This is a genomic window from Kluyvera huaxiensis (assembly GCF_040149365.1).
GTDB lineage: Bacteria > Pseudomonadota > Gammaproteobacteria > Enterobacterales > Enterobacteriaceae > Kluyvera > Kluyvera intermedia_A.
In genome coordinates this window covers 61394-75412 of sequence record NZ_JBEFLV010000005.1, presented here as the reverse complement: position 1 = coordinate 75412, position 14019 = coordinate 61394, and the positions used below count along the sequence as shown (strand labels likewise).

Sequence of the window (14019 nt, the reverse complement as noted above, 5' to 3'; positions counted from 1 at the left end):
TCTGACCTTCTCCCACCCCGGGAGAAGGTTTGTTTTACCCTCCCCCCTTGCTCGCAAAATTGGCCCAACCAATTTAACAACCAAATATCTATTGGTTCACAATTCCATCATCATGCATCACATTGACATTGCCAATAAATAACATTTAGTTAACCATTTGTTGTCATTACCCCTACACAACCCAATTGGCAGGGCCAATTTTACATAAACTGTGACGCAGAGATGAGCTTAGACTCACCGCGAATCGGCGAGTAAGGCCCCCTGGAGACCTGCATGAGCCTCTGGCAACAAAACTACGATCCGGCTGGGAATATCTGGCTGTCCAGCCTGATCGCATCGCTCCCGATTTTGTTCTTCTTCTTCGCATTGATTAAACTCAAGCTGAAAGGCTACGTCGCCGCCAGCTGGACGGTAGGCATTGCCCTCGCCGTCGCCCTGCTGTTCTACAAAATGCCGGTCGACCGCGCGCTAGCCTCGGTGGTGTACGGTTTCTTCTACGGCCTGTGGCCCATCGCCTGGATTATTATCGCCGCCGTCTTCGTCTACAAAATTTCGGTGAAGACCGGGCAGTTCGACATTATTCGCTCGTCGATTCTCTCCATTACCCCTGACCAACGCCTGCAGATGCTGATCGTCGGTTTCTCCTTCGGTGCCTTCCTCGAAGGGGCGGCCGGGTTCGGCGCGCCGGTGGCGATTACCGCGGCACTGCTGGTAGGCCTCGGCTTTAACCCGCTGTATGCGGCGGGGCTGTGTCTGATCGTCAATACCGCTCCGGTAGCCTTTGGCGCGATGGGTATTCCAATTCTGGTTGCCGGCCAGGTGACCGGGCTGGATAGCTTTGAAATCGGCCAGATGGTAGGCCGTCAACTGCCGTTCCTGACCATTATCGTGCTGTTCTGGATCATGGCGATTATGGACGGCTGGCGCGGCATCAAAGAGACCTGGCCTGCGGTGATGGTGGCCGGCGGTTCATTTGCTATCGCGCAGTATCTCAGCTCCAACTTCCTCGGCCCTGAACTGCCGGACATTATCTCATCGCTGGTTTCACTGGTCTGTCTGACGCTGTTCCTTAAACGCTGGCAGCCGGTACGTATTTTCCGCTTTGGCGATATGGGCGCATCGCAGGTCGATATGGACCTCTCGCGCACCCGCTACAACGCCGGGCAGATTGTTCGCGCCTGGTCACCGTTCCTGTTCCTGACCGCCACCGTGACCCTGTGGAGCGTGCCGCCGTTTAAAGCGCTGTTCGCCCCGGGTGGCGCGTTGTATGAGCTGGTTGTGAATATTCCGGTTCCGTACCTCGACAAGCTGGTCGCTCGTATGCCGCCGGTGGTCAATCAGGCCACCGCTTATGCCGCGGTCTATAAGTTCGATTGGCTTTCCGCCACCGGCACCGCAATCCTGTTTGCCGCCCTGCTGTCCATCGTATGGCTGCGCATGAAGCCCAAAGACGCCATCACCACCTTCGGTTCCACGCTCAAAGAGCTGGCGCTGCCGATTTACTCCATCGGGATGGTTCTGGCATTTGCCTTTATCTCTAACTACTCAGGGCTGTCCTCTACGCTAGCCCTGGCGCTGGCGCATACCGGCCACGCGTTCACCTTCTTCTCGCCGTTCCTTGGCTGGCTTGGCGTGTTCCTGACCGGTTCAGACACCTCTTCCAACGCCTTGTTCGCCGCGCTGCAGGCCACCGCCGCACAGCAAATTGGCGTCTCGGACGTGCTGCTGGTTGCGGCCAACACCACCGGCGGCGTGACCGGCAAAATGATTTCGCCGCAGTCCATCGCTATCGCCTGTGCGGCGGTGGGTCTGGTGGGTAAAGAGTCCGACCTGTTCCGCTTCACCGTGAAGCACAGCCTGATTTTCACCTGCATGGTGGGCGTGATCACCACGCTACAGGCTTACGTATTAACGTGGATGATCCCGTGATAACACTGCCCAAACGTCTGTCAGACGATGTCGCCTGCCGCGTGCGGGCGCTGATTGAAGAACAACAGCTGGAAGCGGGCATGCGTTTGCCCGCGGAAAGAAAACTGGCAAGCCAGCTCGGCGTCTCGCGCAACTCACTGCGCGAAGCGCTGGCGAAGCTGGTGAGTGAGGGATTGCTGCTGAGCCGTCGTGGCGGTGGCACCTTCGTACGCTGGCAGCATGAAGGCTGGTCCGAACAGAATATTGTGCAACCGCTAAAAACCTTACTGGCTGACGATCCTGACTACAGCTTCGACATTCTTGAAGCCCGTCATGCTATCGAAGCCAGCACCGCGTGGTACGCCGCAATGCGCGCAACCGACGCCGACAAAGAAAAAATCCGTCTCTGTTTTGAAGCCACCCAGAGCGATGATCCGGACCTCGCCTCACAGGCCGACGTGCGCTTTCATCTGGCGATTGCCGAGGCGTCCCACAACGTGGTGCTGCTGCAAACCATGCGCGGCTTTTTCGACCTGCTGCAATCTTCGGTGATTCAGAGCCGCGAGCGCATGTATCTGGTGCCGCCGGTGTTTGCCAAACTCACCGAACAACATCTGGCGGTGCTGAATGCAATTACCGTCGGTGACGCTGAAGGAGCGCGCCAGGCGATGATGGCGCACCTTGGGTTTGTCCACACCACGATTAAACGTTTTGATGAAGACCTGGCCCGCCAGGCGCGGATCACCCGCTTGCCCGACGACCACACCGATATTTCCAGGGAGAAAAAAGCATGATTATTTCCGCCGCGAGTGACTACCGCGCCGCCGCCCAGCGCATCCTGCCGCCGTTCTTGTTCCACTACATCGACGGTGGTGCGTATGCAGAACACACTCTGCGTCGCAACGTGGAAGATCTGTCGGACGTAGCGCTGCGCCAGCGGGTACTGAAAAATATGTCCGACCTGAGCCTGGAAACCACGCTGTTTAAAGAGCAGCTCTCCATGCCGGTGGCGCTGGCCCCTGTCGGCCTGTGCGGCATGTACGCCCGTCGTGGCGAAGTACAGGCAGCGGCGGCAGCGGATGCCAAAGGCATTCCATTTACGCTCTCTACCGTATCGGTGTGTCCGATTGAAGAAGTGGCACCAACCATCAAGCGTCCAATGTGGTTCCAGCTGTACGTCCTACGCGATCGTGGTTTTATGCGTAACGCGCTGGAACGCGCCAAAGCGGCCGGTTGCTCAACGCTGGTGTTCACCGTTGATATGCCAACGCCGGGCGCGCGCTATCGCGACGCGCATTCCGGAATGAGCGGTCCAAACGCGGCGATGCGTCGCTATTGGCAGGCCGCGACTCACCCGCAGTGGGCATGGGATGTCGGTCTGAACGGTCGTCCGCACGATTTAGGTAATATCTCCGCTTATCTTGGCAAACCGACCGGACTGGAAGATTACATCGGCTGGCTGGCGAATAACTTCGATCCGTCTATCTCCTGGAAAGACCTCGAATGGATCCGCGAATTCTGGGACGGTCCAATGGTGATCAAAGGGATCCTCGATCCACAAGACGCCCGCGATGCTGTGCGCTTCGGCGCAGACGGCATCGTCGTTTCCAACCACGGCGGCCGCCAGCTTGACGGCGTGCTCTCTTCGGCCCGCGCCCTGCCTGCGATTGCTGACGCGGTGAAAGGGGATATCACAATTCTCGCCGACAGCGGTATTCGCAACGGGCTGGATGTGGTGCGTATGATTGCGCTCGGCGCCGACAGCGTTCTGCTGGGCCGCGCTTATCTGTATGCGCTGGCGACACATGGCCAGGCAGGGGTGGCTAACCTGCTGAACCTGGTTGAAAAAGAGATGAAGGTCGCCATGACGCTGACCGGAGCGAAGTCGATTAAAGAGATTAGCCGCGATTCACTGGTGCAGAGCGCCGAGGTGGCGCAGGTGTTCCAGGCCATTAAGCAGGGTAGCGCAGCGTAAGTTTACTCGCGTTTTCCCTCACCCTAACCCTCTCCCCCGCGGGGCGAGGGGATCGTTTTGCATCGTTTGAATGTTCACAGACCTGCTCTGCGCCCTTCCCCTTTTAGGGAGAGGGCCGGGGTGAGGGTTTGCCCAAATTCTGCTATCCTGCCCGCGCAATCCAAGGGGGCAGTATGCTTAACATCGTTTTATTCGAACCTGAAATCCCGCCGAATACCGGGAACATCATCCGTCTGTGCGCTAATACCGGCTTTAATCTGCATATTATCGAACCCATGGGCTTTGCCTGGGACGATAAACGCTTACGCCGCGCGGGCCTGGATTACCATGAATTCACCGCCGTACAGCGCCACGCTGATTACGCCGCATTTGTGGAAAGCGCAAAACCACAGCGTTTATTTGCCCTGACGACTAAAGGCACGCCCGCACACAGCGCGGTGAGCTATCAGGACGGTGACTTTTTGATGTTTGGCCCGGAAACCCGCGGTCTGCCCGCCACCATTCTGGACGCGCTGCCGCCGGAGCAAAAAATTCGAATTCCTATGATGCCGGACAGCCGCAGTATGAACCTGTCGAACGCGGTATCGGTAGTTGTGTATGAGGCATGGCGCCAGCTGGGATATCCGGGCGCGATTTTGCGATAATGAGAAATCGTCGGCCGGATAGCGCAGAAAGCGTCTTACCCGGCCGACACATGAACGACTTAGATACCGTCGCCGTATTCAAATCCGTGGTTAATACCGTTGAAGTGCTGGTCCATATCCATCGCCGGTTTATCCGACTCCGGTTTGCCGACGATGCGCGCCGGTACGCCTGCCGCCGTGGTATGCGGAGGGACGGGCTGCAGAACCACGGAACCAGCGCCGATTTTCGCACCGCGTCCGACTTCAATATTGCCGAGGATTTTCGCCCCGGCGCCAATCATCACGCCTTCACGAATTTTCGGGTGACGGTCGCCGCTGGTTTTGCCAGTACCGCCGAGGGTCACGGACTGCAGAATCGACACGTCGTCTTCAATCACCGCGGTTTCACCCACCACGATGCCGGTCGCGTGGTCGAGCATGATGCCGCGGCCGATTTTCGCCGCCGGGTGGATATCCACCTGGAAAGAGACCGACACCTGGTTTTGCAGGAAAATCGCCAGCGCGCGACGCCCCTGTCCCCACAGCCAATGGCCAATACGATAAGCCTGCAGCGCGTGGAAACCTTTGAGGTACAGCAGCGGGGTGGAATACTTATCGACCGCCGGGTCACGGGTGCGGACGGCCTGAATATCACAGGCTGCAGCGGCAATCATTTCAGGGTCAGCGGCGTAGGCTTCTTCGACGACTTCACGAATGGCGATGGCGGGCATAATGGAGGATGCCAGCTTGTTAGCGAGCATATAGCTTAACGCACTGCCCAGATTTTCATGCTTGAGTAGCGTTGCGTGATAGAAGCTGGCGAGCATCGGCTCGCAGTCAGCCAAGGCTCGGGCTTCGGCTTTAATATTGTTCCAGACAATTTCCAGTTCTTCACACGACATTGCATACTCCAGACGTATTGGAACGATCGGCCAGTCTACGCTAGCCGGATCGTTGCGATGACAAAGGTTTCCTGCGTTTTAGTTGCCGCTATGCTCATCCTTGCGTGCACGACCTAATAAGGTCAATGCTGCCTCGCGCGCACTTTTTCCGCAATATAATACCTGATAAATTTCCTCGGTTATTGGCATTTCGACACCTACGCGGTGCGCCAACTCGCGAACTTCTTTGGTATTACGATAACCTTCGACCACCTGGCCAATTTTGCCCTGCGCTTCCTGCACCTGTGCACCCTGCCCCAGCGCCATGCCGAAACGACGGTTACGCGACTGATTGTCGGTACAGGTCAGCACTAAGTCACCCAACCCCGCCATGCCCATAAAGGTCACCGGATCGGCGCCCAGCGCCACGCCAAGACGCGACATTTCGGTCAAACCGCGGGTGATCAAGGCCGTACGGGCATTCGCGCCAAAGCCGATGCCATCAGAGATACCGGCGCCAATCGCAATCACGTTTTTCACCGCACCGCCCAGTTGGACGCCGATGAAGTCCGGATTGCTGTATACGCGGAAGCTCTTGCCGCAGTGCAGCAGTTGTTGCAGGTCATCAGCAAAGACCGGATCGGTCGCCGCCAGAGAGATAGCCGTCGGTAAACCCGCCGCCAGCTCTTTGGCAAACGTTGGGCCTGAAATCACCGCCAGCGGGATATCATCGCCCAGCGCTTCGCGCGCGACTTCCTGCAGCAGTCGGCCGGTTTCAGCCTCCAGCCCTTTTGTCGCCCACACCACGCGCGCATCAGGGCGCAGCAGCGGCTTCATCTGGCGAAGTACATCACCAAATACGTGGCTTGGCACCACAACCAGAATATCGCGGCTGGCGGCCAATGCGGTCGCGAGGTCACTTTCCAGATGCAGCGTGTCAGGGAACGGAACGTCAGGAAGGAATGCCGCGTTGCAGCGATCGTGCTGGAGCGTCGCGACATGTTTAGGATCGTGGCCCCAGAGTACAACCTGGTGGCCATTTCTTGCCACGGTGATGGCAAGAGCGGTGCCGTAAGAGCCGGCACCGATCACAGTCATTGAAGCATTAAGTGCGTTCATCAGGCATCCTGATGTTGTTCTGCACCTTCGCCAGCCTGCTGCTGCAGATAGTTCATAAACAGCGCATCAAAGTTTACCGGCGCAAGGTTCAGCTGTGGGAAGGTCCCACGGGAAACCAGGCTGGTGATGCATTCACGCGCATACGGGAACAGGATGTTCGGGCAGTATGCACCCAGGCAATGGGCCATCTGAGTCCCTTCGATACCTTCAATGGAGAAGATACCCGCCTGCTGAGTTTCGCACAGGAACGCAGTTTCTTCGCCCAGAGTCGCCGTTACGGTGACACGCAGCACCACTTCATACACGCCTTCAGCCAGCTGGTTGGATGCGGTATCAAGATCAAGTTTAACCTCTGGTTGCCAATCTTTCTGGAAAACCTGAGGTGCATTTGGCGCTTCGAAAGAAACGTCTTTGGTGTAGATGCGTTGGATCTGGAAAGCCATTTCTGCGTTGTTTTGTTCTGACATGTGTAAAAACCCTTTCGTGTTGTCCTTAAAATAGGCGGTATGCCTCACGCCCGCAAAGGGCAGGCGCGAGCGCTTCTAAAGCATTAGCTCAGCAGCGGATCGAGTCCACCACGAGCATCAAGCGCATACAAGTCGTCACAGCCGCCAATGTGCTGTGCATCAATAAAAATCTGCGGAACCGTGGTACGGCCACTGCGCTGAATCATCTCTTCGCGCTTTTCTGCATTACCGTCGATTGGCAGCTCTTCAAAAGAAACGCCTTTCTCAGACAGCAGCGCTTTTGCACGGTGGCAATAAGGGCATGTCGCTTTGGTATAGATTTCAATCTTCGCCATTACAGCTCTCCTGACGTTACCCAATAAGTGAGCAGGTCTTACTTACCGCGAACCAAAGGCAGGTTTTCACCGCTCCAGCCTGCGATACCTTCTTTCAGTACGAAGACTTTCTCAAAGCCCGCTTTCAACAGCAAGGTGGCGGACTCTGTTGCCTGCATACCGGAACCATCGGTCACAATAACCGGTTTATCTTTATGCTTTTCCAGCTCACCGACGTTGTTGGCTTTGATTTCAGTTGGCAGCAGGTTCAGGGAACCGGCGATATGCCCTTTACGGAAATCATCACGCTGGCGCAGGTCAACGACTACCGCGTCTTCTTTGTTAATCAAACGCGTCGCTTCGCCTCGATTGATGACTTTAACTTTGGACATCAGCCCTTTAAAGGTAGTGAACAGCACGGCCGCCAGCAGCGCGATCCACGCGATGCTCAGGACAGGGTGACGACCAACAAATTGCATAATCTCTTGCATGGGGGGTAACAGCTCCCGACGTGTAATGTTTAAAAACCAGGGAAGGAGTATACCTGCGGCGTGGCGCAAATACAGCCAGCGCAGGTGATGTAATGCGTTTTCTGCGGAGCGCTACAGAAAAAAAGCGGGCAAATGTGCGCTTTTCGCCCACCATCTCCCCGCTTTCTTTGATCTCTCGTTGTTATTTTATCGATTCAGCTGTAGTAAAATTACGCAAATTTTCTGTCTTTAGAGCATGAGGTTGTCGCAATGTCGGTTTCTAAAAAACCTATGGTACTGGTGATCCTGGATGGCTACGGCTACCGCGAAGAGCAGCAGGATAACGCTATTTTCAGCGCAAAAACTCCCGTAATGGACGCGCTGTGGGCAAAACGTCCGCATACCCTGATCCACGCCTCTGGCCTGGAAGTGGGTCTGCCGGATGGTCAGATGGGTAACTCCGAAGTCGGTCACGTTAACCTGGGCGCGGGTCGTATCGTCTACCAGGATCTGACCCGCCTTGATGTTGAAATCAAAGAGCGTACCTTCTTCGCTAACCCGGTACTGTCCGGTGCAGTCGATAAAGCCGTTGCCGCAGGCAAAGCCGTGCACATCATGGGCCTGCTGTCTGCCGGTGGCGTTCACAGCCACGAAGATCACATCATGGCGATGGTTGAGCTGGCCGCCGAACGTGGTGCAGAAAAAATCTACCTGCACGCCTTCCTCGATGGTCGCGACACTCCGCCGCGCAGCGCTAAAGGTTCCCTGCAGAAATTCGAAGAGAAATTTGCCGCACTGGGCAAAGGTCGCGTGACGTCCATCATTGGTCGTTACTACGCGATGGACCGCGACAACCGTTGGGATCGCGTTGAACAAGCCTACAACCTGCTGGTTGAAGCAAAAGGCGAATTCCAGACAGATACCGCCGTTGCAGCACTTGAAGCCGCTTATGCGCGCGACGAGAACGACGAATTCGTGAAAGCGACCGTAATCCGCGCAGCTGGCCAGGCCGATGCAGCCATGGAAGACGGCGACGCGCTGATCTTCATGAACTTCCGTGCCGACCGTGCGCGTGAAATCACCCGTGCCTTCGTGAACGCCGACTTCGATGGTTTTGCCCGTCGCAAAGAAGTGAAGCTGGGCGATTTCATCATGCTGACCGAATATGCCGCTGATATCAAAGCACCTTGCGCTTACCCACCAGCCTCGCTGGAAAACACCTTCGGTGAGTGGATGGCGAAGCATGACAAAACCCAGCTGCGCATCTCTGAAACCGAGAAATACGCGCACGTCACCTTCTTCTTCAACGGTGGCGTAGAAGAACCCTTCAAAGGTGAAGATCGCATCCTGATCAACTCTCCGAAAGTGGCGACCTATGACCTACAGCCGGAAATGAGCTCCGCCGAGCTGACCGAGAAGCTGGTTGCAGCCATCGAAAGCGGCAAGTACGACACCATTATCTGTAACTACCCGAACGGCGATATGGTTGGTCATACCGGCGTGATGGAAGCGGCAGTTAAAGCGGTTGAAGCGCTGGATCACTGCCTGAGTGAAGTGACCCAGGCAATCGAAAAAGTCGGCGGCCAGATGCTGGTAACTGCTGACCACGGCAACGCTGAGCAGATGCGTGACCCGGCCACCGGTCAGGCGCATACGGCGCACACCAGCCTGCCGGTTCCGCTGATCTACGTTGGCGACAAAAACCTGAAAGCGGTAGAAGGCGGCAAGCTTTCCGATCTCGCGCCGACCATGCTGACGCTGATGGGGATGGAAATCCCGCAACAGATGACTGGTAAGCCGCTGTTCATCGTGGAATAATCCCTCCCCATGAGGGGAAAGGCGATTTATTCTATTAAATGGGCCGGAGCAACGCTTCGGTCCTCGTTCTACGCCAGCGCGCTCAGCGCTGGCGTATTGCTGTGCGCCGCGCCCGCCCATGCGGACGACCGCTCACAGCTGCAATCCATCCAGGCCGATATCGCCGCCAAAGAGCGCGCGGTACGCCAGCAGCAGCAGCAGCGTTCTACCCTCCTCGCCCAGCTAAAAGCTCAAGAACAGGCTATCTCCGTCGCCGCGCGCCAACTGCGTGAAACGCAAAACTCGCTGGCGCAGCTCAATGCACAGATTGCGGAAATGAACGCTTCTATCGCCAAGCTGGAAAAGCAGCGGCAGACACAGGAGCGTAATCTGGCAGCCCAGTTGGACGCCGCGTTTCGCCAGGGCGAACATACCGGTATTCAGCTGATCCTCAGCGGTGAAGAGAGTCAGCGCGGGCAGCGTTTACAAGCCTATTTCGGCTATCTGAACCAGGCGCGTCAGGAGACCATCGCCGAGCTTAAAGAGACGCGCGAACAGGTTGCCGCGCAAAAAACCGAGCTTGAAGAGAAGCAGAGCCAACAGCAAACGCTGCTGTATGAACAACGCGCCCAGCAAACCAAGCTGGAGCAGGCGCGTAATGAACGTCAAAAGACCCTTTCCGGACTCGAATCCTCTATTCAGCAGGGCCAGCAGCAGCTAGGCGAACTGCGTGCCAACGAATCCCGCTTGCGTAACAGCATTGCGCGTGCGGAAGCCGCGGCGAAAGCCCGCGCCGAACGTGAAGCCAAAGAGGCTGAAGCAGTACGTGGCCGCCAGCAAGAAGCCACCCGTAAAGGCACCACCTACAAACCGTCCGAAAGCGAACGTTCGTTGATGTCGCGTACCGGCGGTCTTGGCGCACCGCGTGGTCAGGCATACTGGCCGGTTCGCGGTACCACGCTGCATCGTTATGGCGAACAGCTACAAGGTGAGCTACGTTGGAAAGGGATGGTGATTAGCGCTTCGGAAGGTACCGAAGTGAAAGCCATCGCCGACGGTCGCGTCATCCTTGCCGACTGGCTACAGGGCTACGGCCTGGTGGTAGTGGTTGAGCACGGTAAAGGCGATATGAGCCTGTATGGTTACAACCAGAGCGCACTGGTCAGCGTCGGTACGCAGGTGCGTGCCGGACAGCCGATTGCTCTGGTGGGCAACAGTGGCGGCCAGGGCCGGCCTTCACTCTATTTCGAAATTCGCCGCCAGGGTCAGGCGGTCAATCCACTGCCGTGGTTGGGAAGATAAGTTTTGCTTCAATTTCGCCAGTTCGTTCTTCTTAGTACGCTGGCATTAGCTGCACCAGGCTATGCCGGTAAACTCGCTATCGTTATCGATGATTTTGGCTATCGCCCACACCAGGAAAATCAGGTGTTGGCAATGCCGTCCGCTATTTCCGTCGCCGTTTTACCCAATGCTCCGCACGCTCGTGAAATGGCCACAAAGGCCCACAACAGCGGGCACGAAGTGCTTATTCACCTGCCGATGGCGCCACTCAGCAAGCAACCGCTGGAAAAAGACACGCTGCGCCCGGACATGAGCAGCGATGAAATCGAGCGCATTATTCGCGAAGCGGTGGATAAAGTGCCGTATGCCGTGGGTCTGAATAACCACATGGGCAGCGCAATGACCTCCAGCCTGTTTGGCATGCAGAAGGTGATGCAGGCGCTGGGCCGCTACAATCTCTATTTCCTCGACAGCATGACGATTGGCAATAGCCAGGCCATGCGCGCGGCAAATGGTACCAGCGTGAAGGTCATTAAGCGTCGGGTATTCCTGGACGATACGCAGAACGAAGCGGATATCCGCGTTCAGTTCAACCGGGCAATCGATCTGGCCCGGCGCAACGGCTCAGCAATTGCGATTGGTCATCCACATCCAACGACCGTGCGGGTACTGCAGCAGATGGTCTATAACCTGCCGTCAGATATCACGCTGGTGCGTCCGAGCAGTCTGCTCAACGAACCGCAGGTTGATACTTCAAGGCCTAACAGCAGTCAACCAACACAAGTCCAGCCAACCGCACCGCGTAATCCATTCCGCGGCGTTAAGCTCTGCAAGCCGAAGAAACCGCTGGAGCCGGTCTACGCCAGCCGCTTCTTCAACGTATTAAGCGAGAGCATCACCCACAGCACGCTGGTGCAATATATGCAACTGCAGTGGCAGGGGTGGCAGAGTTAGTCTTTCAGCCCCAACGTGAGGTGGGCCAGACGACGCGGGGTGAGTGATTTATCACGCATCTTGCTAAAGCGAATGGCCCACAGCATCACCTGATACGCCAGCTTCACGCTGCAAATGTTGCTCACCATCCGCTTAAACATGCCGGAAACTTCAGCCTCAGCGACCATGCGCTCGCGGATCTTCCGATCCGGTTCTTTGCGAATGCAGTGGCACACGCGCATCGCTTCGTAAATCACCTGCTGTTTAAACTCAGGATAAATCGGAATACGCCCGGCGTAGTCGCGATTCATCTTGTCGAGAAGACGGGTAATTTTGATGTAGTGACGCTGATAGGCGAGGTTTTTAAGCCCGGTACGCGGCAGGCGGCTAACCGATGCGCCGTGCAGGAAGTATTTGTACAGCGGCACTTCGGTATAACGCGCGCGTTTGGCGTTAAACATAAACTCGGTTGACCAGATGATATCCTGGTGATGCAGGCCAGGAATAAAGCTCATCCCTGCGTCGACGATGGTTTGATGACGATAAACGCCCATCCACACCACGTGGCGCCAGCGACGGCTAGCCAGCCCCTTGCGCAGCCAGTCTGGTCCGGTCATCACCTCGGTCGAGCGAATGCGTTCAGGGGGAATTGAGGCCCAGGTTTTTCCCGTTTCAGCAATGCACCAATCGGCGTTGCACTGCGCGACGTCCAGATTGTCCGTCAGCGCCATGTTCATCAGCGTTTCGTACATTTCCGGATAGGCAAGATCATCGCCATCAACGTAAGCAATGTACTCCCCCTTCGCGATCTCCATCCCGGTATTTCGCGCCGCGGAAACGCCCGCATTACGCTGGTGCAGCAGATGGACATGCGGATAGCGATCCACATACGCCTGGGCGAGCTCCGCCGAATTATCCGTCGAGCCATCGTTAACGATGATTATCTCGATATTCTTCCAGGTTTGCGCAATCAGCGAATCCATACAGGCAATAAACGGTTCGCCCGTATTGTAAAGCGGCATAATGACGCTCAGGAGACCGGGAGTATAGGTCATATAAAATCCTGCCAAACAGTATAATTAACGGCAATATTTAACATATTGGAGGGTAAAGGTCAGCGAAAGTTATTGCTGTCTTTTACGCGATAGGGCAAAAAAATCCCCGGATATTTAACGCTATTAAACATCCGGGGACAACATACACTTACCAGTAGGTTTGGGCGATTAATCCCAGCTCAGTACCACTTTGCCGGACTGGCCGGAACGCATGGCGTCGAAGCCTTTCTGGAAATCGTCAATGCTGAAACGGTGGGTGATGATTGGCGAAAGATCCAAACCAGACTGAATCAGTGCCGCCATCTTGTACCAGGTTTCGAACATTTCACGACCATATATACCTTTAATAAACAGCCCCTTAAAGATAACTTTAGTCCAGTCGATCGACATATCCGACGGTGGAATACCCAGCATCGCAATGCGTCCGCCGTGGTTCATGGTGTCGAGCATAGTGCGGAACGCCGGCGGCGCACCGGACATTTCCAGACCCACGTCGAAGCCTTCGGTCATGCCCAGTTCAGCCATCACGTCGTTAAGATTTTCTTTCGACACGTTGACCGCACGGGTCACGCCCATTTTGCGCGCCAGCTCCAGGCGGTATTCATTGACGTCGGTGATCACCACGTTACGTGCGCCAACGTGTTTGGCTACTGCCGCCGCCATCACGCCAATTGGGCCAGCCCCTGACACCAGCACATCTTCACCGACGAGGTCGAAAGAGAGCGCGGTATGCACGGCGTTGCCAAACGGGTCGAAGATTGAAGCCAGTTCGTCGGAGATATTGTCCGGAATTTTGAAGGCGTTGAAGGCTGGGATCACCAGATACTCAGCAAAACAACCCTCGCGGTTTACGCCAACACCAATGGTATTACGGCACAGATGCGTACGGCCGCCACGGCAGTTACGACAGTGCCCGCAGGTGATGTGGCCTTCGCCAGAGACGCGATCGCCCAGCTTAAAGCCACGTACTTCCTGGCCAATACCGACGACTTCGCCCACGTATTCGTGACCCACTACCATCGGGACCGGAATGGTTTTCTGCGACCATTCATCCCAGTTGTAGATATGCACGTCGGTGCCGCAAATTGCGGTTTTGCGGATCTTAATCAGCAGGTCGTTATGACCGAGTTCCGGTTCCGGAACGTCGGTCATCCAGATGCCTTCTTCTGCTTTCAGTTTAGATAACGCTTTCATCT

Annotated in this window: 14 protein-coding genes; 7 read left to right on the top strand and 7 right to left on the bottom strand. The window is 56.1% G+C overall.

Translation table 11 applies throughout. The annotated features are described in order from the left end of the window. The first annotated feature begins 273 nt into the window (after positions 1-273). The 4 genes from lldP to trmL all read left to right on the top strand — a co-directional run bounded on the left by lldP (position 274) and on the right by trmL (position 4527). Positions 274-1929, top strand: coding sequence for an L-lactate permease (gene lldP / locus ABOC97_RS07180; protein ID WP_349595698.1), 1656 nt, complete (start codon positions 274-276; stop codon positions 1927-1929). Beyond that, entirely contained in the window at positions 1926-2702 is a 777-nt protein-coding gene (gene lldR, locus ABOC97_RS07175; protein WP_349595695.1) for a transcriptional regulator LldR, read from the top strand. Before lldP ends, lldR begins: the two co-directional genes overlap by 4 nt. Further along, the gene (gene lldD / locus ABOC97_RS07170) at positions 2699-3883 is read left to right on the top strand and encodes an FMN-dependent L-lactate dehydrogenase LldD (protein ID WP_349595692.1); all 1185 of its coding nucleotides are present in this window, start codon (positions 2699-2701) and stop codon (positions 3881-3883) included. The genes lldR and lldD overlap by 4 nt, the downstream gene beginning before the upstream one ends. Positions 3884-4056: 173 nt before the next feature. After that, a complete protein-coding gene (trmL, locus tag ABOC97_RS07165; RefSeq protein WP_349595690.1) occupies positions 4057-4527 on the top strand; it encodes a tRNA (uridine(34)/cytosine(34)/5-carboxymethylaminomethyluridine(34)-2'-O)-methyltransferase TrmL in 471 nt (156 codons plus the stop codon). A 59-nt stretch (positions 4528-4586) separates the two neighbouring features. Here trmL and cysE read toward each other — a convergent pair whose 3' ends face one another. The 5 genes from cysE to ABOC97_RS07140 all read right to left on the bottom strand — a co-directional run bounded on the left by cysE (position 4587) and on the right by ABOC97_RS07140 (position 7778). Then, positions 4587-5408 (bottom strand): serine O-acetyltransferase, encoded by an 822-nt coding sequence (cysE, locus tag ABOC97_RS07160; protein WP_234501719.1) that lies wholly within the window; start codon positions 5406-5408, stop codon positions 4587-4589. Positions 5409-5486: 78 nt separating this feature from the next. Next, on the bottom strand, positions 5487-6506 hold the full coding sequence (gene gpsA, locus ABOC97_RS07155) for an NAD(P)H-dependent glycerol-3-phosphate dehydrogenase (protein WP_349595685.1): 1020 nt from the start codon (positions 6504-6506) through the stop codon (positions 5487-5489). Further along, positions 6506-6973, bottom strand: a complete 468-nt coding sequence (gene secB, locus ABOC97_RS07150; protein ID WP_052282753.1) for a protein-export chaperone SecB — start codon at positions 6971-6973, stop codon at positions 6506-6508. The genes gpsA and secB overlap by 1 nt, the downstream gene beginning before the upstream one ends. An 83-nt stretch (positions 6974-7056) precedes the next feature. Continuing rightward, on the bottom strand, positions 7057-7308 hold the full coding sequence (grxC, locus tag ABOC97_RS07145; protein ID WP_234501720.1) for a glutaredoxin 3: 252 nt from the start codon (positions 7306-7308) through the stop codon (positions 7057-7059). A 38-nt stretch (positions 7309-7346) separates the two neighbouring features. Further along, positions 7347-7778, bottom strand: a complete 432-nt coding sequence (locus ABOC97_RS07140; RefSeq protein WP_234501721.1) for a rhodanese-like domain-containing protein — start codon at positions 7776-7778, stop codon at positions 7347-7349. A 249-nt stretch (positions 7779-8027) separates the two neighbouring features. Between ABOC97_RS07140 and gpmM the strand changes: the two genes are divergently transcribed. The 3 genes from gpmM to ABOC97_RS07125 are packed head-to-tail and all read left to right on the top strand — an operon-like array spanning position 8028 to position 11789. After that, positions 8028-9575 (top strand): 2,3-bisphosphoglycerate-independent phosphoglycerate mutase, encoded by a 1548-nt coding sequence (gene gpmM / locus ABOC97_RS07135; protein ID WP_349595681.1) that lies wholly within the window; start codon positions 8028-8030, stop codon positions 9573-9575. Positions 9576-9584: 9 nt separating this feature from the next. Next, positions 9585-10856: a murein hydrolase activator EnvC gene (envC, locus tag ABOC97_RS07130; protein ID WP_349595678.1), complete on the top strand. Its 1272-nt coding sequence runs from the start codon at positions 9585-9587 to the stop codon at positions 10854-10856. Positions 10857-10859: 3 nt separating this feature from the next. Next, on the top strand, positions 10860-11789 hold the full coding sequence (locus ABOC97_RS07125; protein WP_349595675.1) for a divergent polysaccharide deacetylase family protein: 930 nt from the start codon (positions 10860-10862) through the stop codon (positions 11787-11789). Here the strand turns inward: ABOC97_RS07125 and ABOC97_RS07120 are convergent. Next, positions 11786-12823, bottom strand: a complete 1038-nt coding sequence (locus tag ABOC97_RS07120; protein WP_349595672.1) for a glycosyltransferase — start codon at positions 12821-12823, stop codon at positions 11786-11788. The two genes, ABOC97_RS07125 and ABOC97_RS07120, sit on opposite strands and share 4 nt — an antisense overlap. A 168-nt stretch (positions 12824-12991) precedes the next feature. Next, a complete protein-coding gene (gene tdh, locus ABOC97_RS07115) occupies positions 12992-14017 on the bottom strand; it encodes an L-threonine 3-dehydrogenase (RefSeq protein ID WP_349595669.1) in 1026 nt (341 codons plus the stop codon). Positions 14018-14019: the final 2 nt, after the last annotated feature.

Bases quoted from the DNA above. Each gene is read 5' to 3' on its own strand.
- trmL (WP_349595690.1), top strand. From the start codon at position 4,057: ATGCTTAACATCGTTTTATTCGAACCTGAAATCCCGCCGAATACCGGG.
- gpmM (WP_349595681.1), top strand. From the start codon at position 8,028: ATGTCGGTTTCTAAAAAACCTATGGTACTGGTGATCCTGGATGGCTAC.
- grxC (WP_234501720.1), bottom strand. From the start codon at position 7,308: ATGGCGAAGATTGAAATCTATACCAAAGCGACATGCCCTTATTGCCAC.
- envC (WP_349595678.1), top strand. From the start codon at position 9,585: ATGAGGGGAAAGGCGATTTATTCTATTAAATGGGCCGGAGCAACGCTT.
- gpsA (WP_349595685.1), bottom strand. From the start codon at position 6,506: ATGAACGCACTTAATGCTTCAATGACTGTGATCGGTGCCGGCTCTTAC.
- lldD (WP_349595692.1), top strand. From the start codon at position 2,699: ATGATTATTTCCGCCGCGAGTGACTACCGCGCCGCCGCCCAGCGCATC.
- tdh (WP_349595669.1), bottom strand. From the start codon at position 14,017: ATGAAAGCGTTATCTAAACTGAAAGCAGAAGAAGGCATCTGGATGACC.
- ABOC97_RS07140 (WP_234501721.1), bottom strand. From the start codon at position 7,778: ATGCAAGAGATTATGCAATTTGTTGGTCGTCACCCTGTCCTGAGCATC.
- cysE (WP_234501719.1), bottom strand. From the start codon at position 5,408: ATGTCGTGTGAAGAACTGGAAATTGTCTGGAACAATATTAAAGCCGAA.
- secB (WP_052282753.1), bottom strand. From the start codon at position 6,973: ATGTCAGAACAAAACAACGCAGAAATGGCTTTCCAGATCCAACGCATC.
- lldP (WP_349595698.1), top strand. From the start codon at position 274: ATGAGCCTCTGGCAACAAAACTACGATCCGGCTGGGAATATCTGGCTG.
- ABOC97_RS07120 (WP_349595672.1), bottom strand. From the start codon at position 12,823: ATGACCTATACTCCCGGTCTCCTGAGCGTCATTATGCCGCTTTACAAT.